2 protein-coding genes are annotated in these 23,358 nt (G+C 70.3%); both read right to left on the bottom strand.

Features of this window, described 5'->3' with window-relative positions:
* Window positions 1-76: 76 nt before the first annotated feature.
* Complete coding sequence (locus ACYVN4_RS23820) at window positions 77-310, bottom strand: MbtH family protein (protein ID WP_460724206.1); 234 nt, start codon at window positions 308-310, stop codon at window positions 77-79.
* Window positions 307-23,358 carry a non-ribosomal peptide synthase/polyketide synthase gene (locus ACYVN4_RS23815; RefSeq protein ID WP_460724205.1) on the bottom strand — a complete coding sequence of 7,684 codons (23,052 nt, stop codon included), beginning with the start codon at window positions 23,356-23,358 and terminating at the stop codon, window positions 307-309. Before ACYVN4_RS23815 ends, ACYVN4_RS23820 begins: the two co-directional genes overlap by 4 nt.

Below are 23,358 nucleotides of genomic sequence, written 5' to 3'. Positions count from 1 at the left end.
GTCGGGGCACCGAATTCATTCCTGAACCCGGTGTCCCCCACTGCGGCGGTCCCAAACCCGTGACCGCGTGTTTCGTCTAGTCGCCCACGGTTGCCGCGACCGCTGATTCCGCGTCGATCAGGCTCTGGGGACGCATGTCCACCCAATGCGATTCGACGTACTCGAGGCAGTCGGGCTTGGTGCCGTCGTAGACCACGTGCCAGCCGTCGGGCACGGGGGCGAAGTCCGGCCACAGCGAGTGCTGGCCTTCCTCGTTGACGAGCACCCGGAATCGGCCGTCCTCGTTGTCGAACGGGTTGGTCGCACTCATTGCTGGTTCCTTCCGGTTGTGGTGGTGTCATTCGATTGCCCGCCATGACGTTTCAATTCGCCCTGGACGTCCTCCAGATACCCGCGCAGTTCGACCGCGATCTCGGCCAGTGCCTCGGGCGAGCCCATTTCGACATGCGAGCAGGCCAGGAAACGCTCGTACACCTCGCCCTGCACTCGCTCGCGCCAGGGACCCGCGCCCGGTGCGGCCTGCATCGGGCCACCCGCAGCCGCGGGGGTCCCGTCGCGAGTCGCGGTGAAATACAGCAGATCTCCGGAGTACTTTCCGGGCCGGAAGCGGTAGCCCATGCTGGTGCCGGTCAGGTACCCGGAGTAGAGCCGCTCGACATGGGCCGCGCTCAGCGCGCCGAACGGACCCTGGTGTTCGTGCAGCAGTTCTGCCGCGCGTTCGGCCGACATGTTCTCGGCTGCCAGCCCCGCGTCGCCGAGCAGCGCTGCCAGCAGTTCTCCGGCGCTGGCGTCGGCGATCTCGGGCTCGTCGGCGAGAATCCGGCTGTCCAGCAACGCGAGCAGCGCGACCCGCTCCCCCGCCCTGGTCAGCTGCACCGCGATCTCGTAGGCGATCAGACCGCCGAGCGACCAACCCAGGACATGGTAAGGCCCCTGCGGCTGAACGGTTTTCATCTCCGCGATGTAGCGGCGCGCCAGTTGCTCGACGGTGTCCGCACCCGAGGTCTTCTCGGTCAGATGCGGGAGCTGCAAACCGTAGACCGGCCGATCCGGTTCCAGGTGCGGCAGCAGGCCGGTGTAGCTCCAGGCCACGCCGCTTACCGAGTGCACACAGAACAGCGGAGGCAGGGTGCCGCGGGCGCGAATGGGCAGCAGGGTTTCGAAAGCGGCCGCGATCGCGCTGTCATCGGTGCCGTCGCCGCCAATCCTAGTGGCGATGCCCGAGGGGGTCGGGTCCAGGAACAATGCCTGCATCGGCACGTCGATATGGTGTTCGTCCCGCAGGGCGGCCACCAGTTTGACCGCCAGCAGCGAGTTTCCGCCGAGCTCGAAGAAGTTGTCGTCGGCGCCGACCGCGGGCATGCCCAGGATCTCGGCGAAGGCCGCACAGACCAGCGTTTCGGCCGCGGTGGCCGGAGCGCGGAAGGCGGCCGCGGACAGCAACTCCGGTGCGGGGAGCGCCGCACGGTCGAGCTTGCCCGCGGGAGTGACCGGCAGCGTATCCAGGACCACGATCGACTGCGGCACCATGTATCCGGGAATCATCCCCGCCACATGGCGGCGCAGCTCGGCGGGCGCCGGGGCGGTAGCCGCCGGGCAGCTCACATAGGACGCGAGGATCGTTGCGCCGCTGCCCATCTCGACTCCCAGGGTGGTCGCACCGGTGACGGCGGGATGCGACACCAGCGCCGCGTCGATCTCCCCGAGCTCGATCCGGAACCCGCGGACCTTCACCTGATCGTCACTGCGCCCGAGGTATTCGAGTTCCCGGCGCGCACCGCGCGTTACCCAGCGGACCAGATCACCGGTGCGGTACATGCGTTCCCCGGCCCGGCCCAGCGGATCGGCGACGAAGCGCTCGGCGGTCAGTCCGGGCCTGCGGTGATATCCCCTCGCGAGGGCGGGTCCCGCCAGATACAGCTCACCGGAGACCCCCGGCGGCACCGGCCGCATCCGCGCGTCCAGCACGGCCACCGCGAAACCGCGCAGCGGGGCGCCGATCGTGACCGGAATACCCGGTCGCAGTGGCGAACTGATGGTCGCCGCGACGGTGGCCTCGGAGGGACCGTAGGCATTGAGCATGGTGCGCTGCGGCGCGTCCGCCGTGCCGACCCACCGCCGGACCAGTTCCGGCCCGGTGCGGTCACCGCCGACCATGATCATCTCGAGGTCGTCGAGCCGTTCGGGGGTGACGGTGGCCAGCGCCGCGGGCGTGACGAAGGCGTGGGTGATGCGCTCCTCGCGCAACAGTTCCCGCAATGCGTCACCGCCGTAGATCGCGGTGTCGGCCAGCACCGCGGTCGCGGCCTTGCCCAGCCCGAGCAGCATTTCCAGGATCGCCGCGTCGAAACTCGGCGACGCGAAATGCAGGACCCGCGAACCGGTTTCGACCGCGCAGCGGTCGGCGAGCTCCGCGGCGAAGCTCGCGAGACCCGCGTGGGTGACCGTCACGCCCTTGGGCAGGCCGGTGGATCCCGAGGTGTAGATCAGATACGCCGGGTGGGCGATCGAGGGCCGACGCCGCTCCGTGTCCTGGATCGGGGTGTCGGGCAACGCTCGCATCTGGGCGGTCAGCTCCGGATCGTCCAGCACCAGCCACCGCGGCCCGTCCGGCACCGCGGAACGGCAGGCGGCGACGGTCAGGCCCACCGCGGCCTGCGAGTCGGACAGCATGTGACGCTGCCGATCCATCGGATAGGCCGGGTCGACCGGCAGGAACGCGGCACCGGCCTTCACTACCGCGAGGATGGCTCGAATCGAGCTGACGGATCGCGGAATACCGACGGCCACAAACGATTCCGGTCCGACACCCTGTGTGATGAGCACCCGTGCGAGGCGGTTGGTAGCGCGGTCGAGCTGGTCGTAACTCATCTGCACCTCACGATCACGCACCGCGATCGCATCCGGCGCAGCTGCCACGGCGGCGGCGAACAGGTCGCCGAAGGTCGTCGCCGGGACCGGCGCGGGGCCGTGCACGGGTGCGAGCTTCCGCTGTTCCGCGGCGTCGAGCAGCTCGATATCGCCGACGGCCACGTCGGGAGCGGCGGCGACGGCCGTGAGCACGCGGACGAATCGCTCGGCCAGCGACCGTGCGGAATCCGCGTCGAACAGATCGGTCGCATACGTGACGCTCAGGGCCAGCCCGGCCGGATCGCCCTGCGGGGTCATCGATTCGGTGACGGTGAACTGCAGATCGAACTTCGCCGTCGACACGCCGGGATCCTCGGCCACCACCTCGACCCCGGGCAGCGCGGGCAACGGCGGCACGCCGCCGTGCACGGACAGCATCACCTGGAACAGCGGATGGTAGGACGCGGATCGACTCGGTTCGAGCACGTCCACCAGCCGCTCGAAGGGAATGTCGGCGTGCGCGAAGGCATCCAGATCGGTCTCCCGGATCACGTCGAGCAATTCGGTGAACGACCGATCCACCTCGACGGGTGTGCGCAGCACGAGCGTTCCGACGAACATGCCGACCAAGGCATCGAGTCGCGGGTCGATCCGTCCGGCGATCGGGGTGCCGATCGCGATATCGCCTGCCCCGCTGAGCCGGGCCAGCAACAATGCCAGCGCGGCGTGCAGCACCATGAACGCGCTGACACCGTGGCGGCGGGCCAGTTCGGTCACCGCGGCGTGGGTATCGGCATCGATGCGATGGTGCACCGACGCGCCCTGTGACGAGGGCACGGGCGGGCGGGGGCGATCGGCGGGCAGCGCCAGCACGTCGGGCAGGTCCGCGAGTTTCGTTGTCCAGTAGGCTAATTGGCGTGCCGCGATGCTGTCGGGGTCGGTGTCGCTGCCCAGCACCTCGTGTTGCCAGATACTGAAGTCGGCGTACTGCACCGGCAGTGGCGACCAGTCGGACGTGCCGCCGCTGCGGCGAGCCGCGTAGGCGGCCGCGAGATCGTCGGCGAGCGGCCCCATCGAGGCGCCGTCCGCGACGATGTGATGCACCACCAGCAGCAGAACATGCTCCTGGTCGGCGAGCCGCAGCAGCCGAGCTCGAACCGGGATCTCTTGCGTCACCTCGAATCCCGCCGCACCGCAGGATGCGATCAGTTCCGCGGCCTCGGCTGCCGTCGTCTCGACGACCGGCAGCGTCGCCGAACCTTCCTCGGCAATCAGCTGATGCGGACCGTCGGCGTCGGCCGGGAAGCTGGTTCGCAGCGACTCGTGCCGGGCCACCACATCGGCGAACGCCTGTTGCAGCGCATCCACGTTCAGGTCCCCGCTGATCCGCAACACCAGCGGAATGTTGTACGCACCGCTCGCGGTGTCGAATCGGTTGAGCAGCCACAGCCGTTGCTGCGCCGCCGAGAGCGGAATCCGGTCCGGGCGGGGGTGCGCGGTGAGCGCGACCGCACGGCGTGGACCGGCGGACAGCTCCCGATCGAGCTCGACGGCCAGGCCCTGCGGCGTCGGATGTTCGAAGACCGCGCGAACCTGCAGTCGGCAGCCGGCAGCCGCGTTGATCCGGCCGATCACCTGTGTCGCCAGCAGGGAATTGCCACCCAGGTCGAAGAAACTGTGGTCGGCACAGACCTGTTCGAGGCCGACCACCTCGGCCATCGCGGCGGCGATCAGTGCTTCGCTGGGCGTGGCGGGCAGTCGTCCGGCGCTGGTGGCGATCCATTCCGGTTCCGGCAGTGCGGGCCGATCCAGCTTTCCGTTGGGCGACAGTGGAATCGAATCCAAGGTCACGAAGGCCGCCGGGATCATGTGTGCCGGAAGTCGCCCGGCGGCCTCCGCCCGGAGTTCCCGATCGTCCAGTGTGCTCCCGTCGTCGGCGACGACGTAGCACACGATCTGTCCACGGCCCGCGGCGTCCTCGCGGATCTCGGTGTGCGCGAAGCGGATTCCGGTGCAAGCCGCCACGACGGCCGTGATCTCGCCCAGCTCGATGCGGAAGCCGCGCAGCTTGACCTGATCATCCGCGCGTCCGACGAATACCAGATCCCCGTCGGCGTTCCAGCGCACCAGGTCTCCGGTCCGGTACAGCCGCTGACCGGGTGCGGCGAACGGGTTGGCGATGAATCGTTCGGCAGTCAGTGCCGGTCGGCGATGGTAGCCCTGCGCCAATCCGACACCGCCGACATAGAGTTCACCGGCGACCCCGGACGGCACCGGCCGCAACCGGGCGTCGAGCACAACGGCTGTCACTCCACGGATCGGCCGTCCGAGCACGATCGCCCGATCGGGATCCATCGGTTCGGAGAAGGTGGCGGCGATGGTGGCCTCGGAGGGACCGTAACCGTTGACGATGTCGTGGCCGCGAGTCCACCGTTCGATCAGCTCCCGATCGAATGCCTCACCGCCGACCACCAGCGTGCGCAGGTGCGGCAGCGGCCAGCGTTCGGCGTCGATGCTGGCCAGCGCCGCGGGAGTGATGACCGCGTGGGTCACCCGCTGGGTGTGGATCAGCTCGGCGAGATCGTCACCGCCGTAGGTCCCCGTGGGCACGATGACCATGGTCGCGCCCGCGCACCAGGCCAGCAGCAACTCCAGCACGGCCACGTCGAAGCTCGGCGACGCCAGATGCAGTGTCCGCGAGCCCGCCCCGACACCGAAGCGGATGCGCTGCACCTCGGCGCAATTGAGCAGTCCGCGATGGGTCACGGCCACACCCTTGGGCACACCCGTCGACCCGGAGGTGTAGATGACGTAGGCCACGTCGTCGACCCGCACGGTCCTGGTTCGCTCCGCATCCAGAATTGCTGTGTCGCAGGTGGTCTCGGCAGCATCGACCGTCAGCCATTCGATCGTGAGATCGGTGGGCAGGTTCGCGCGGTCGCGGTCGGCGGTCAGACCCAGCCGTGCCCCGCAGTCACCGAGCATGTGCCGGATCCGTTCGGCGGGATGGCGCATGTCGACCGGTACGAACGCCGCGCCGGTCTTGGCGATCGCAAGACAGCCCACCACGGACTCCAACGCGCGCGACAGGCCCAACGCCACCACGTCGCCCGGTCCGACGCCGCGGCCGATCAGGGTGCGCGCCAACCGATTCGACCAGGCATCCAGTTCGCCGTAGCCGACCTCACGCGAACCGGCGACGAGGGCGATGTGTTCCGGCGCGGTCGCGGCACGCGCGAACAGCTCGGGCAGGGTGATCGCCGACATCGCGGTGGCGCCACGCGCGGGCACCAGCGCACTGCGCTCCCAGAAGCTCAGCAGCTGGGCGTCGCCGACGGGGGCGTGCGGATCCGCCATCACGGACTCGAGCAGCCGGACGAACCGCCTGCCCAGCCGATCCGCGGTCCGGGCGTCGAACAGGTCCGTCGCGTAGGTCAACGACATGGCGATCCCCGCCGGATCGCCGTGCACCGTCTGCGATTCGGTGAAGGTGAACTGCAGATCGCACTTGGCCAACCCCGGATCCACCGGGAAGTCCTCCACGGTCAGCTCCGGCAGTCGCACCACGGGCTCGGCCAGATTCGTCAGCGACAGGCTGACCTGGAACAGCGGATGATGCGCCGTGGATCGAACCGGGTTGAGCGCTTCGACCAGTCGCTCGAACGGCAGGTCGGCGTGCGAGAAGGCATCCAGATCCGCGTTCCGCACCGCGGCCAGCAGATCGGAGAACGATGCCGCGCCATCGACTTCGGTGCGCAGCACCAGCGTTCCCACGAACATGCCGACGAGCTCGTCGAGCGCGCTGGCGCCGCGGCCGGCGACCGCGGTGCCGATCGCGACGTCCGCGGTGGTGCAGGTGCGGGCGATCAGCACGGCCAGCACGGTGTGCAGCACCATGAACACGCTGACGTCCTGGGCCCGCGCGAATTCGGCCAGCTGCCAATGCAGTTCGGCGCCGAGCCGATCCGACGTGGACGCGGCGCGATGGGTGGCGACGGCGGGGCGCGGCCGGTCCGAGGGCAGCTCGAGGCATTCCGGCAGCCCGCTCAGACGGGTGCGCCAGTACTCCAGCTGACGCGCCGCCACGCTGTCCGGATCGTCTTCGGCGCCCAGCAATTCCCGCTGCCACACACTGAAATCCGCGTATTGCACCGGTAGTGGCGGCCAGTCCGGAGCCACGGCACGGCAGCGCGATTCGTAGGCCGTGACGAAATCCTTGGCGAGCGGCGCCATCGACCAGCCATCGGCGGCGATGTGATGGATGACGATGACCAGCAGGTGATGTTGCGGACCGACGGCCAGCAGGGCCGCCCGCAGGGGCAGCTCGGTGGCGAGATCGAAACCGGCCCGGACGAATTCGGCCGCGTGCGCGTGCTCGGTCCCCGGGCCGCAGTCGAGGTGCTCCAAGGTCACCGTCGCCGTGTCCGCGGGCGCGACCACCTGGTGCGGGCCCTCGGCATCCTCGGCGAAGCGGGTGCGCAGTACCTCGTGCCGGGCCATCACATCGGTCAGGGCGGCGGCCACGGCGGCGGTGTCGAGCCGTCCGGTCAACCGCAGCCCGACGGCGATGTTGTAGGCCCCAGAGGCCGCGTCGAACCGGTTGAGGAACCACAGTCGCTGCTGCGCGAGCGAGAGCGGCACCCGGGCCGGACGAACACCGGCGACCAGGGCGGGCCGGTTCGCGGTGTCCCCCGGCGAACGATCCAGCAGCAGCGCCAGACCCGCGGGCGTCGGGTGCTCGAATACCGCGCGCACCGGCAGATCCCGGCCGGACGCCTCCGCGAGTCGCGCCACCACCTGGGTCGCCGAGAGCGAGGTGCCGCCGTGGTCGAAGAATCCGTGATCGGCGCGGATCTCGCGGCCGAGCACCTCGCCCATCACCGTCGCCACCAATCGCTCGTTCGCGGTGGACGGCTCCCGCCCGGCCTGACCGCTCGGCCACTCGGGCTCCGGCAGCGCCCGCCGATCCAGTTTTCCGTTGGGCGACAGCGGAATCGATGCCAGCGGTACGAAGATCGAGGGCACCATGTGCCCCGGCAGCCGCCGCGCGGCCGCCGCCCGCAGGCTCGCGTTCGGCGCGAGCTGACCCGCTTCGGTGACGACGTAGCACACCAGCGCCGGGCGACCACCCGGATCCTTGCGAACCTCGGTGTGGGCGAAGCGGATTCCCGCCAACCCCGCCACCACCGACGTCACCTCACCCAACTCGATCCGAAAACCACGCACCTTCACCTGATCATCACTACGACCCACAAAAACCAACTCACCCGACGACGACCACCGCACCACATCACCCGTGCGATACATCCGCTCACCCGACCGATCACCGAACGGATACGCCACGAAACGCTGCGCCGTCAGGGTGGGGCGATGGTGGTATCCGCGCGCCGTGCCGTCGCCGCCGATGTAGAGGTCACCGGCGACGCCGGGCGGCACCGGCTGCAGCCGCGCGTCCAGCACCACGATCGAGGTGCCGCGAATCGGGCGGCCCAGCACCACGGGTCCCGTCGGGGTCAGTGGTTGCGAGATCGTACTCATGATGGTGGTCTCGGTGGGCCCGTACCCGTTGACCAGGGTCCGGCCGGATGCCCAGCGCGCCACCAGGTCCGCGCCCACCGCCTCACCGCCCACCGCCAGGTAGCGCAACGCGGGCAGCGGCCTGCGGGTCGCGTCCACGGTGGCCAGCGCGGCGGGGGTGATGAACGCGTGGCTGACGCGTTCGCGTTCGAGCAGGGCCGCGAGCTCGTCGCCGCCGTAGACGTCGGGCGGCACGACGACCATCGTCGCGCCCGCACCCCAGGCCAGCAGCAGTTCCAGGACCGAGGCGTCGAAGCTGGGGGACGCGAAATGCAGTGTGCGGCAGTCGTGGTCGAGTGCGTAGCGCTCGCGCTGCTCGGCCGCGAAACCGGCCAGGCCGCGGTGGGTGACCGAGACGCCCTTGGGCACACCGGTCGAGCCCGAGGTGTAGATCAGGTAGGCCACCGCGTCGGGCGACAGCACCCGGGTCCGGTCCGAATCGCTCACGGCCGCAGCGGATTCGAAGGCCTCCAGCTCCGGCAGCGGCAGCCAGCGCAGATCCACGGGCAGCGTGGGGATGTCGGCGTAGGTGCTGATCCCGAGTCCGGCCCCGGAGTCGGCGAGCAGGTGCCGGATCCGGTCGGCGGGGTAGCGCACGTCGACGGGCACGAAGGCCGCGCCGGTCTTGGCGACCGCCACGGTGGCGAGCACGGATTCGAGGGACCGCGGCAAGCCCAGGGCGATGGTGTCGCCCTGCCCCACACCGGCCGCGATCAGCGCCCGCGCCACGCGATTCGAGCGTTCGTCGAGTTCCCCGTAGGTGAGGGTGCCGCCCGCCGCGACGATCGCCACCCGTTCCGGCGCCACCGCGGCGGCCGCGAACAGCTCCGGCAGGGTGGCGGGCACCGGCCCCGCGACACCGCGTGCCGGGGCCAGCAGTGATCGCTCGGCGCCGGTGAGCAGTTCCGCGTCGCCGACGCGACCGTGCGGGCGGCCGCTCAACCCGGCGAGCAATCCGGTGAAGCGCGCGGCGAGTCGTTCGGCCGTCTCGGCGTCGAACAGGTCGACGGCGTAGCACAGGGCCATCTCGATGCCGTCGGGATCGCCCTGGGCGGAACGGTTTTCGGTGAAGGTGAACTGCAGATCGAATTTCGCGATGTCGGCCGCGATGTCCTGGACCGTCACCGTCATGCCGTCCAATTCCGGCACCGCCGGGACGCCGTCGTGCACCGAGAGCATCACCTGGAACAGCGGGTGATGGGCGGTCGACCGGGCCGGTGAGAGCGCCTCCACCAGGCGTTCGAAGGGCACGTCCGCGTGGGCGAAGGCGTCCAGGTCGATTTCGCGCACCGCGGCCAGCAGGTCGGCGAAGGACCGGGACCGATCCACCGGGGTGCGCAATACCAGTGTCCCCGCGAACATTCCGATCATTGGGTGCAGGCGGGCGTCGGAACGGCCGGAGATCGGCGTCCCGATCGCGACGTCGGCGGCGCCGCCGAGGCGGGCCAGCAGCACCGCGAGCACGGCGTGCAACACCATGAACAGGCTCACATCGTGTTCGCGCGCCAACCGCGACAGCGCCACGTGCGAGGCCGCGTCCAGCCGACCGGTGACCGTGGCCCCGGCGTAGGAGCGGATCTCCGGGCGCGGACGGTCACCCGGCAGTTCGACGCATTCGGGCAGTCCGGCCAGGGTATCGCTCCAGTAGGCCAGCTGCCGTGCCGCCATGCTGCCGGGATCGGACTCGTCGCCGAGCAGGCGCTGCTGCCAGATACTGAAATCGGCGTACTGGAACGGCAATTCGTCCCAGCTCGGGGCCGTGCCGGTCCGGCGCGCGGCGAACGCCCGGGCCAGATCCGCTGCCAGCGGTTCGAGCGAGGCACCGTCCGCCGCGATGTGATGCACGACCAACGCGAGCACATGCTCGTCACCGTCAACGCGCAGCAGTTCCGCCCGGATCGGCAGGTCGACGGCGAGATCGAAGCCGGTCGCGGCCAGCGTCCGGAGCCGCTCGGCCAGGCCGGTCGCGGTCGTCTCCACCACCGGCAGCACGGTCGCCGCGACGTCGATGGCGACGATCACCTGATGCGGGCCGGTGGCGTCCTGCGGGAATACCGTGCGCAACACCTCGTGCCGGGCGATGACGTCGTTCACGGCGGCACCCAGCGCCTCGGTGTCCAGATCCCCGCGCAGGCGCAGCGCCAGGGGGATGTTGTAGCTCCCGGAGCCCACGTCGAACCGGTTGAGGAACCAGAGTCGTTGTTGGGCGGGCGAGAGCGGTACCCGCTGCGGGCGTGGGCCGCGCGCCAAGCGGGGCCGGTCGGAATCGCCCTGTGCCACCGCGTGATCGACGAGCAGGGCGAGCCGTTCGGGGGTCGGGTGCTCGAAGACCGCGCGCACGCCGAGTTGGTGGCCGGTCTCGGCGGCGATGTGGGCGACCAGCCGGGTCGCCGACAGCGAGGTGCCGCCGAGTTCGAAGAAGTCGTGATCCGCCGACACCCGCTCGCAGCCGATCACCGCGGCCATCGCGGCCGCCACCAGAGCCTCACCGGGGGTCGCGGGTTCGCGACCGGTCGACGACGGTTCCCAGACCGGGTCGGGCAGCGCCCGGCGATCCAGTTTTCCGCTGGGCGACAACGGGATATCCGTCAGGGTGACCACGGCGGAAGGCACCATGTAGGCGGGCAGTCGGGTGGCGGCGTACTCGCGGACCGCGGCCTGGTCCACTGCACCGTCGTCGGCGACCAGGTAGCAGACGATCCGGGCTGCTCCCCCGTTGTCGTGACGGATCTCGGTGTGGGCGAAGCGGATTCCCGCCAACCCCGCTACCACCGACGTCACCTCACCCAACTCGATCCGAAAACCACGCACCTTCACCTGATCATCACTACGACCCACAAAGACCAACTCACCCGCCGACGACCACCGAACGACATCGCCGGTGCGATACATCCGCTCACCCGACCGATCACCGAACGGATACGCCACGAAACGCTGCGCCGTCAGGTCATTGCGCCCCACGTATCCGCGAGCCAGGCCAGCGCCCGCGACATACAGCTCGCCGGGCACGCCCACCGGCACGGGCCGCAATCGCGCGTCCAGCACCATGACCGACGCGCCCCGGATCGGGCGGCCCAGGACCACGGGCCCGTCCACCTCGAGCCTGCCGGAAACCACCGGTGCGACAGTCGCTTCCGACGGTCCGTAGGCGTTGTGCATGGCCCGGCCGCGGGCCCAGCGCGCCACCAGTTCCGCGCTCACCGCCTCGCCGCCGACGACCAGGCAGCGCAGCCGCGGCAGCGACCACCGTCCCGCGTCGATGCTCGCCAGTGCGGCGGGCGTCAGGAACGCGTGGGTGACCTCTTCCTGGGACAGCACCTCGGCGAGCTCCTGCCCGCCGTAGACATCGGGCGAGATCACCACCATGGTCGCGCCCGCACCCCAGGCCAGCAGCAGCTCCAGCACCGAGGCATCGAAGCTCGGGGACGCGAAGTGCGCGGTGCGGCAGTCGGAGTCGACCTGGTATCGGGTGCGTTGTTCGGTGGTGAACGCGGCAAGTCCGCGATGGGTCACCGCGACGCCCTTGGGCACCCCGGTGGAGCCGGAGGTGTAGATCACGTAGGCGACATCGTCGACGTGCAGTGCCCGCTGCCGCTCCGAATCGAGCACCGCCGCAGCCGATTCCGCGTCCCTCGGCCTGTCGGCGAGATGCCACTCGACACCGAGATCCGCGGGCAGCATCGACTGTTCATCGGAGGTGGTCACGCCCAGGCGCACACCGGAATCGGTGAGCATGTGGCGGATGCGGTCGGCGGGATGGCGGATGTCGATCGGCAGGAAGGCCGCGCCGGTCTTGGCGACGGCCGCGGTCGCGACCACCGATTCCAGCGAACGCCCCATGCCGAGCGCGACCAGTTCGCCCGGTCCCGCGCCCGCGGCGATCAGCGTGCGCGCCAACCTGTTCGACCACTCGTCGAGCTCCCGATAGGTCACGCGGCGACCGCGCGACACCACCGCCACGCGGTCACCGCCACCCACCGCCGCAGCGAGGATCTCCGGCAGGGTGAGCACTACATCGCAGGCTTCGCCGCGCACGGGGCACAGCGTGCGGGCCTCCTCCGCGGTGAGCACCTCGAGATCGCGGATCCGCACCGCGGGCGCGCGCAGCACCGCGGCCAGCATCCGCTGGTACCGGCGCACCAGACGCAGCGCCGACACCTCGTCGTACAGATCGGTCGCGTACGTGAGGCACAGGTCCAGGCCGTCGCCGGGCTCCTCGGCGATGGCCCGGCCGAAGACGAATTGCAGGTCGAACTTCGCCGTCGCCGCGTCGAAAGATCGGACGGCGATGTCCAATCCCGGTGCGGCCAGCGCGGGGGCGGCGAAATTGTCCAACGAGAGGCTCACCTGGAACAGCGGGTGATGCGCGGTCGACCGCCGCGGATTCAGCACCTCGACGAGCCGCTCGAAAGGCACGTCCGCCTGCGCGAACGCCGCCAGATCGGTGTCGCGAACCTGCTGCAGCACAACGGTGAACGGGTCGTCCTCGGTGACCGCGGTCCGCAATACCAGCGTGCCCACGAAGGTGCCGACCAGCGGTTCGAGCTCGATCTCCGAACGGGCGGAGAAGGGTGCGCCCACGGCGATGTCATCGGATCCGCTCAGCTTGGCCAGCATGACCGCGAGGACGGCGTGCAGAACCATGAACTCGGTGACGTCGTGGGCGCGCGCGAACGATGCCAGCTGCGTACGCATCTCGGGATCTAGCGCCGCGTGCACCGAAGCCCCGCGATGACTCGCCCGCGCCGGGCGGGGACGGTCGGACGGCAGGTCGATGCAGTCGGGCAGGCCCGCCAACCGCGAACGCCAGTAGCTCAGCTGACGCGCGGCCAGGCTCTCCGGATCTCGCTCGTCGCCGAGCAGCTGCTCGTGCCAGACGGTGAAATCGGCGTATTGCACGGGCAACGGCGCCCATTCCGGCACCGCGCCGTGGGCGCGCGCCCGGTAGGCCGCGCTCAGGTCGGCGGCCAGCGGGGCGAGCGACCAGCCGTCGAGCGCGATGTGGTGGGCAATGAGCACGAGCACGTGTTCGTCGGCACCGGTGCGGAAAAGCTGTGCCCGCAGCGGGATCTCGGAGGTGAGATCGAAGCCGGGCTCGGCGCAGACATCGATGTGGTAATCCAATTCGAGCGGACTGACGCCGACCGCCGACAGATCGAAGGCCAATTCGTGCGCGGGGACGATCACCTGGTGCGGGCCGAGCGCGTCCTGCGGATAGACGGTGCGCAGGATTTCGTGGCGGCTCACCATATCCGTGACGGCGGCCTGCAGCGCCGCAGCATCCAGGACACCACGCAACCGCAGCACGGCCGGGATGTTGTACGCACCGGATTCCGGCTCCAGCTGGTTGAGGAACCACAGCCGCCGCTGCGCCGAGGACAGCGCGACCCGGGCGGGCCGCTGGATCCCGGCGAGCGTGGGCCGGGCCGGATCGACCAGGCCGCCGAGTCCCTCGATCAACTGCGCCAGGCGTTCCGGGGTGGAGTGCTCGAATACCTCGCGGACAGCGGGTCGGCGACCGCAGGCTTGTGCGATCCGGGAGACCAGCTGGGTGGCCGCGAGCGAATTGCCGCCCAGCTCGAAGAAGTCGTGATCGGCGCACACCCGGTCGAGGCCGATGACCTCGGCCATCGCCGCGGCGACCAGCTCCTCGAGCGGGGTCGCGGGCGCGCGCCCGGTGCGCGTGGCGTCCCAGTCCGGTTCCGGCAGCGCGCGGCGGTCGAGTTTCCCGCTGGGAGACAACGGGATCGACGCCAGGGTGACCACGGCCGTGGGCACCATGTACCGGGGTAGCCGCGCCGCGGCGTGCGAGCGGATCACTCGCGGGTCGAGGATGGCGCCCGGCTCCGGCAGCAGATAGGCGACGATCTGCGGTCGGCCCGCGCCGTCCCGGCGAATCTCGCTGTGCGCGAACCTGATACCCGCGCACGTGGACAGCGCCGCGGTGACCTCGCCCAGCTCGACGCGGAACCCGCGGATCTTCACCTGATCGTCGCCACGTCCGACGAATATCAGCTCACCGCGGGCATTTCGGCGCACGAGGTCGCCCGTGCGGTACATCAGCTCACCCGTCGCGGCCGCGGGTGCGGCGACGAAGCGCGCGGCCGTCAGCCCGGGTCGGCCGAGATAGCCGCGGGCGACCGCCGGACCGGTGAGGTAGAGCTCGCCGACGACACCGGCCGGGACCGGGCGCAACCGGGCGTCGAGCACGACCGCGCGGACCCCGCGCAGCGGACGGCCCAGCACGATTGGGTCCCCGGGCGTCAGCGGCTCGGAGATCGCCACCGCGACGGTCGCTTCGGAGGGGCCGTAGGCGTTGCACATGCGCCGCCCCGGGGCCCAACGCGCGAGCAGGTCGATGCCGAGCGCCTCACCGCCCACCGCGAGACCGCGCAGTTGCGGCAGCGGGTGCCGGCTCACGTCGATGCTCGCCAGGGCGGCCGGGGTGAAGAAGGCGTGCGTGACATGGTCCCGTTCGAGCAGATCGGCCAGCTCGTCGCCGCCCAGAATGTCGTGCGGTGCGATGACCATGGTGGCGCCGGACTGCCAGGCCAGCAGCAGCTCCAGCACCGAGGCGTCGAAGCTCGGTGACGCGAAGTGCAGTGTGCGCGAGTCGCGTTCCGCACCGACGCGCTCGACCAGCCCGCGTGCGAAGTCCGCGATGCCGCGGTGGGTGACCGCGACGCCCTTGGGTGTCCCGGTCGAGCCGGAGGTGTAGATGAGGTACGCGGGTTGCGAGAGCGACTGCGCCGCCACCCGATCCGCGTCGGTGACCGCTCGATCGGGAAGCCGGTTGCAGCGTTCGAGGACCGCCGGATCGTCGAGGCAGATCCACTGCACCTCGCTGGGCAGATCGTCGACCCGGGCCCGCACGGTCAGGCCGAAGCGCGCGCCCGAGTCCGCGAGCATGTGCCGTTTGCGATGCTCGGGATAGGCCGGATCGACCGGCAGGAACGCCGCACCGGTCTTGGCGACGGCGATGACCGCGCTCACCGATTCGATGGAGCGCGGAATGCCCAGCGCGACAACGGACTCCGGTCCGATGCCGTGCGCGATCAGCAGCCGGGCCAGCCGGTTGCCGGAGCGGTCCAGCTCGCCGTAGGTGAGCTCGCGACCCCGGCATCGCACGGCGGGCTTGGCGGGATCGGTTGCGGCCGTGGCGAATATCTCGGCCAGGGTGTGGGCCGTACCTGCGGGCTCGAGACTCGGCGCGGCGGCCTCGTCCGGGGTCAGCACAGGCAGATCACCGACCGGGGTTCCCGGCGCGGACACCGCGGCGGCGATCATCCGGATATAGCGCTCCAGCAGGGTGGTCGCCGAGGTGTCCTCGAACAGGTCGGTGGCGTAGGTCAGGTCCAGCTCGATCCCGCCGGGATTGCCTGTCTTCGACTGTGTTTCGACGAAGGTGAACTGCAGATCCCAGCGGGCCGCGCCGGTGTCCAGAGCCGAGGCGGTCGTCGGCCGCAGGTTCGGCAGCGTCACGGTGCGCGGCACCGCGCCGTGCACCGACATCATCACCTGGAACAGCGGATGGTGCGCGGCCGAGCGGATCGGCGCGAGCACGTCGACGAGGCGTTCGAAGGGCAGTTCGGCGTGGCCGAACGCATCCAGGTCGGTGTCGCGCACCGCATGCAGGAGCTCCTCGAAGGGTGCCGCCCCCGCGACCGGCGTGCGCAGCACGACCGTCCCGACGAACATGCCGATCAGCTCGTCGAGCAGCGGATCCGAACGTCCCGCGACCGGGGTGCCGATCACCACGTCCTCGGTGGCCGCGAGCCGGGCCAGCAGCGCCGCCAGCGTGGCGTGCAGCACCATGAACACGGTGACGCCGTGCCGGTGCGCGAGCGACCGCACCGCCGTGTGCAGTGCGCCGTCGAGCCGGGTGTGCACGGTCGCCCCGCGGTGCGAGGCAGTGGCGGGGCGTGGCCGGTCCGTCGGCAACTCGAGGCATTCCGGCAGTCCGGTCAGCTGCTCGGTCCAGTAGTTCAGCTGCCGGGCCGCCACGCTCGCCGGATCGGATTCCTGACCGAGCGCCTCGTGCTGCCAGAGCGTGAAGTCCGCGTACTGCACGGGCAGCGGCAGCCAGGCGGGAGCCGCACCGGCACACCGGGACTCGTAGGCGGCGGCCACATCGCGGGCCAGCGGTTCGAGTGACCAGCCGTCCACGGCGATGTGGTGGATGACCAGCACCAGGTGATGCTCGTCGTGGGCCACTCGCAGCAGCGCTGCGCGAATCGGCAGCTGTTCGGTGAGGTCGAAACCGCCCCGTGCGAAGCCGATCGCGTCGGCCTCGGCGGTGTCGGCTCCCGACACGATCCTGGCGAACGGCACCGTCACCGCCGAGGGCGGCAGCACGCGCTGGTGCGGTCCGTCGTGATCCTCGGGGAACACCGTGCGCAGGACCTCGTGGCGGGCAACGACATCCGTGAGCGCCGTCTGCAATGCGTCGCGATCGAGCGGTCCGGACAACCGCAAGCCGATCGCGATGTTGTAGGCGGCCGAGTCGGAGTCCACGCGGTTCACCAGCCACAGTCGCTGCTGGGCCGCGGACAGTGGCACCCGGTCGGGTCGCGTCGTGGCCGTCAGCACCGGCCGGGTCCCGGTGCCGCACAGCGGTTCCAGCCGGTCGGCGAGCGCGCCCACCGTGCTCGCCTCGAACAGCATCCGGACGCCGACCTCGGTGCGCAGGGCAGCACCGAGCCGGGCCGCTACCTTGGCCGCGAGCAGCGAATTGCCGCCGCGCGCGAAGAAGTCGTCGTCCAGCCCCATGCGGTCCGCGCCGAGCGCGGTGGCGTAGACCTCGGCGACGATCCGTTCGGTGGCCGTCACCGGTTCGCGGTAGCGCGTCGCGGCGAAGACCGGCTCGGGCAGCGACCGGCGATCGACCTTGCCGGTCGCGGTCATCGGCAGGGCCGGCAGCACCATCAGCGCCGCGGGCACCATGTAGGCGGGCAGGGTCTCCCCCAGCCGTGCACGCACCGGCTCGGGGTCGAGTTCGCATCCGGTCGCGGGGACGACATAGCCCACCAGTCGATCGCCGCCGGTGGCGTCGGGCCGCGCGATCACCACGGCGGTCTCCACCTCGTCGATTGCCAGCAGCGCGGACTCGATATCGCCCAGCTCGATGCGGAATCCACGCATCTTCACCTGGAAGTCGGTGCGGCCGTGATAGATCAGCTCGCCACCGGTGGTCCAGGCCGCCAGATCGCCGGTGCGATACATCCGCTCGCTACCGGCGGGATCGAACGGGTTGGCCACGAACCGCTCGGCGGTCAGCCCGGCGCGTGCGAAGTACCCGTGCGCCAGCTGGATTCCGGCCAGGTAGAGCTCGCCGACCACGCCGGGCGCGACCGGCCGCAGCCTGGCGTCCAGGACGTAGGCCGCGGTGTTCCATTCGGGCCTGCCGATCGGAACCGTCGCGAGGTCGGCCGCGCCCACGCGGTGGGCGGTCGCCGACACGGCAGCCTCGGTGGGGCCGTACAGGTTCCACAGCTCCGCGCTCGGATGCGCCCGGCGGAATCGCTGCGCCGTGGCGGCCGGGAGCGCTTCACCGATGGCGAGCACGAGCCGGAGCGTGCCCGGCAGGGCGGTGCGGCCGGTCAGTAGCGCCGTCAGCATCGAGGGCACCAGGTGCAGGACCGATATCCGCTGAGCGGCAAGGAGATCGGCCAGATAGGCGGGGTCGCGGTGGCCGTCGGGCGCGGCCAGCACCGTCCGCCCGCCGCTGAGCATCCCCGCGTAGAACTCCCAGACCGACAGGTCGAAGGTGGCCGCGGTTTTCTGGAGCACGGCGTCCTCGACCCCGAGCCCGAATGTCTCGATCTTCCAGAGCAACTGGTTGACGACCGCGTGATGGGGTACCGCCACCCCCTTGGGACGACCGGTCGACCCCGAGGTGAACATGACATACGCGGTGTGTGCGGGGCGCAGCGGGGCGCGGCGCTCACTGTCGAGTACCGGGTGCGGCGAGAGTTGCGACAGGTCCAGCTCGTCGATGTCGACGAGCTCGGCCGCGGCCGCGATCGCGGGAGACAAACTCGCACCGCCCGCGCTCAATACGCAACGGGGAGCGGCGGTCTCGAGGATGTGGACGACTCGTTCGGCGGGCTGCTGGGGGTCGAGCGGCACATACACGCCGCCCGCGACCGTGACCGCGTACATTCCGATCAGCAGCTGTGCGGAGCGGGGCATGGCCAGGGCGACGCGGACCTCCGGACCGACACCGATCCGGATCAGGTGGCGCGCAAGTCGATTGACGTGTTCGGAGAACTCCCGATAGGTCAGCTCCAGCGGATCGCCGCCCGTGCCCGCGTCGGCGATCACCGCGACCGCGTCGGGTGTCCGGGCGGCCTGGTCGGCGAACCGGTCGGCCAGCGTGCGGCCCACGCCGATGCGATGACGGGTGTCATTCCAGCCGTGCAGGATTCGGGTCTGCTCGACCTGGTTCAGCATCGCCAGGTCGCCGAGCGCCGCGTCGGGGCGGGCCGCGGCATCGGCCAGCAGACGCACGAACCGATCGGCGAAGCCCGCCACCGTGGATTCGTCGGCCAGGTCCGTCGCGTAGACGAAGTGGCCGTTGATCCCGGCCGGAGTGCCCGCATCGTCGTAGCGGTCGGTCAGCACCAATTGCAGATCGAACTGCGCCACACCGGTTTCGATCTCGCGGCCCGAGACCGTGAGACCCGGCAGCTCCGCCTCGATCCGGCCCAGGTTCTGAAACGAGAAGCCGACCTGCACGAGCGGGTGCCGAGCCGTCGAACGGATCGGATTCAGCTCGTCGACCAGCCGCTCGAACGGCAGCCGGGCATGCGCGAAGGCGGCAAGATCCGCCTCCCGTTGCGCGGCGAGCAGAGTCCGGAAGGAATCGCCGCCGTCGATCCGGCTGCGGAAGACCACGGTGTTGACGAACATGCCGATCAGATCGTCGAGTTCGCGCTCCCCACGGCCCGCCACCGGGGTGCCGACGGCGATGTCGGCACCGCCCGACAGGCGCGCCAGCAGCACCGCGAAGGCGGCGTGCACGGCCATGAACAAGGTCGCGTCCGTGTCCCGGGCGATCGACAGCAGCCGCTTGTGGACCCCGGCGTCGATCGACACGCCGACCTTCGCGCCCCGGAAGGACTGCACCGCGGGACGGGTGCGGTCGTAGGGCAGCGGCAGTTCCTCCGGCAATCCCGCCAACTGTTCGCGCCAGTAGGACAACTCACCGCCGAGGACGCTGCCCGGGTCGGCCGCGTCGCCGAGCAGGTCGGTCTGCCACCGGCTGTAATCGCCGTACTGCACCGGCAATTCGGCCCAGTCCGGGGCAGCGCCGGTGCTGCGTGCCCCGTAGGCGCGGGACAGATCGCGCAGCAGCGGCGCCAGCGACCAGCCGTCCGCGGCGATGTGATGAACGACGACGGCGAGCACATGCTCCTGAGAGCCGGTGCGCAGCAGTGCCATTCGCAGCGCGGGCTCGATGGCCAGGTCGAATCCGCGGGCGGCGAAGGCGTGCAGCCGCGCCTCGAGGTCCGCGATCGGCACCTGCTCCGCGCTCAGCTCCGGGGTCGCCGCGGCCGGGTCCAGCACACATTGCTGCGGGCCGTCGGCGTCGTCGGGGAACACGGTGCGCAGCGCTTCGTGCCTGCCGACGAGATCGGCCACCGCGGCCTGCAGTGCCGCGGTGTTCAGCTCGCCGCGCAGGTGCAGCGCGAACGGGATGTTGTAGGTCGCGGCGGTCCGATCGAAGCGGTTGATGAACCACAGCCGAAGCTGCGCCGGTGACAACGGAATTCGGGAGGTCCGGTCTCGTGGCAGCAGCGGAGGCACGCTGCCGCCCGACTCCAGCCCCGCGATCCGCGCGGCGAGTCCGGCGACCGTGGACTCCTCGAACACCAGCCGAACCGGGACGGTGACGCCCAGCGCCGCCCCGATCCGGGCGGCGGCGCGGGTGGCGCTCAGCGAGTCGCCGCCGAGCGCGAAGAACCCGTCGTCGAGGCCGACCCGCGGCACGTCGAGGACCTCGGACAGGGCGAGGGCGACCGCGCATTCGGTGCGGGTGCCCGGTGCGCGATAGGCGGCCGTCTCCGCGACCGGCGCGGGCAACGCCCGGCGGTCGAGTTTGCCGTTGACGGTCAAGGGAATCGAGTCGAGCAACGTGAAGGCCGCGGGGACCATGTATTCCGGCAGGCGCTGCGACAGCGCGGCGCGCAATTCCGTGATATCCAGCACCGCACCGTGTTCGGCGACCACGTAGGCCACCAGCCGCGATTCACCCGCCTCGCTCTCCCGGGTCACCACCGTGACCTGGCGCACCGTCGGCTGGGCCAACAGCGCGGTCTCGATCTCCCCGAGTTCGATACGGAAGCCGCGGATCTTGACCTGATCGTCGGCGCGGCCGAAGTATTCGAGTTCACCCGTCGCCGTCCAGCGGCCCAGATCGCCGGAGCGGTAGAGCCTTTCGCCGGGCGCCCCGAACGGGTCGGCCACGAAGCGGGTGGCGGTCAGGCCCGGACGGCCCAGATAGCCCCGAGCCAGCTGCTCACCGCACACGTAGATCTCGCCCGTCACGCCGATGGGCGCGGGCTGTAAACGGCCGTCCAGCACCAGCATTCCCAGCCCCGGCAGGGCACGGCCGATGCCGCCGCCACCGGCGGCCGCGGCGGCCGGATCGAGTTCGCGATGGCTGACGTGCACCGTGGTCTCGGTGATGCCGTACATGTTGACCAGGCGCGGCGCATCTCCGTCGTGCCGCTGGTACCAGTCCCGCAACCGGCGCGGATCCAGGGCCTCACCGCCGAAGACGATGTAACGCAGCGCCAATGGCTCCGTGTCCCCGGCTTCACGATCGGCGGCGGCGAGCTGATAGAACGCCGACGGCGTCTGGTTCAACACCGTGACGCGTTCTCTGCGCAGCACTTCGAGCAGGAGCACCGGTGAACGCGACGTCTCGTAATCGACGACCACCAGGGTGCCGCCGTGCAACAGGGGTCCCCACAGCTCCCAGACCGAGAAGTCGAAAGCGTAGGAGTGAAACAGCGTCCATACATCGGAGGACCCGAAACCGAAGCGCGACGCCGTGTTCGCGAACAGCTGGGCGACATTGCGGTGCGGGATCTGCACGCCCTTGGGCCGCCCGGTCGATCCGGAGGTGTAGATGACGTAGGCGATATTGTCCGGCAAGGGTGCGGCCGAGCGCTCCGAGGCAGAGAACGGCGGGGCCGCGACATCCCAGTCCAGCGCGTCGATGTCGATGACGGGCAGGTCCTCGGGCAGCCTCGAATCCAGCGCCGAGGAGGTGATGGCGCACGAGGGTCGCGCGTCGTCCAGCATGTAGGCGATGCGGTCGCTCGGATATTCCGGGTCGATCGGCAGGTAGCCGCCGCCCGCCCGGATCACGGCGAGCAGGGCGACCACCAGCTCCAGCGAACGCGGAAGCGCCACGGCGACCAGGGTTTCCGGACCGACTCCGCACGCGATCAGTCGCCGCGCCAGCAGACTCACCCGGGTGTCCAGCTCCCGGTAGCTCACTGTCGCACCGCCGCACACCACGGCGGTGGCGTCGCCGTGCGTGCGCACCGTCTCGTCGAACAACTCGGCCAGGGTGGTGCGCGGCGCCGCGGCCGCGGGCGTGATCGCCCAGTCGCGCAACACCAGTTCACGCTCGGCCGCGGTCAGCATCGGCAGCTCGGCGACCACCGACTCCGGTGCGGCGGACAGGAACTCGGTGAGATAGTCGGTGAAACGGCGGTGGTGACCGCGCAGCTCCGCGGCGGTGTACCGCTCCGGGTTCGCGAGGAAATCGACGAGCAGCTCACCGTCGCCGGAGCCGTTGTAGACATTGATCGACAGGTCTTCCACCGGTCCGGTCGAGAGCAGATGCATCGTCGCATCCGACTCGCCGAAGCGAATCCCGTTGTGGAACAGCATGAAATTCACGACCGGTCCGAAGAAGTCGCGGTGCCCGCCCGAGCCGCCCCGGTCGCGCTGCATATCCTCGTGCCGGTAGCGCTGATGCTGCAGCGCCTCCCGGATCCGCGGATCGACCTGCGAAACCAGTTCCGCGACGGTGCAACCGGGCTCGACCCGGATCCGCAGCGGCAGCACATTGGAGACGTAGCCCGCCGACATCCGCAGTTCCGGAGTCGTCCGCGCGGTCACCGGCAGACTCAGGGTGACCTCGTCGCGGCCCGTCACGGCGGCCAGATAGGCCGCCACACCGGCGGTCAGCACGGCGGGCCGCGATGCCCCGAACCGCTCGCGCACCACCGCCAGCTCGGCGGTACAGGAGGGGGCCAGCAGGCCGCTCTCCACCAGCCGATGGGCGCCGGGCGCACCGTAGCGGTCGCTGAGGCTGGTCGGCGAGCCCACGCCGTCGAGGCCCTCGCGCCAGAATTCGCGGTCACGGGTGAAATCCGCCGAATCGCGATACGTGCGTTCGGCTTCGTACACCGAACGCAGGTCGTAGGCGGTGGACCCGCTCGGCTCTGTCGCGCCTGCGATCGCCGTGTAGTGCTCCGCGATACGGGCCACCAGCAGCATCGCGCCGTAGCCGTCGATGGCGATGTGGTGCATCTTGGCGTACCACAGGTACTCCCGCTCCCCGATCCGCAGCACGGCGGTCTCGATCAGCGTCTGCCCGAGCAGGGGAATCGGGACCGCGACGTCCTCGCGCATCCACGCCATGGCGGCCGACCGGGGATCGTCACACCCGCGAAAATCGTGCCGTGCCACCTCGATCGGCAGGTCGGGCCCGACGTACTGCTGAGGGCTCCCAGCCACTTCCACCAACCGAAGACGCAGGCTCTGCAAATCATTGGCACACATGCGCATGGCCCGCGCCAGCAGGTCCACGTCGAAATCGCCACGGACGTCGACGTACTGAGCCACGGTCAGCGGCACCGCCGGTGCGATGTGCTGAGCGTTCCATATGCCTATCTGCGCCTCTGACAA

The sequence above is a fragment of the Nocardia heshunensis genome, assembly GCF_054782115.1.
This window is presented reverse-complemented; position numbering and strand designations above follow the sequence as displayed.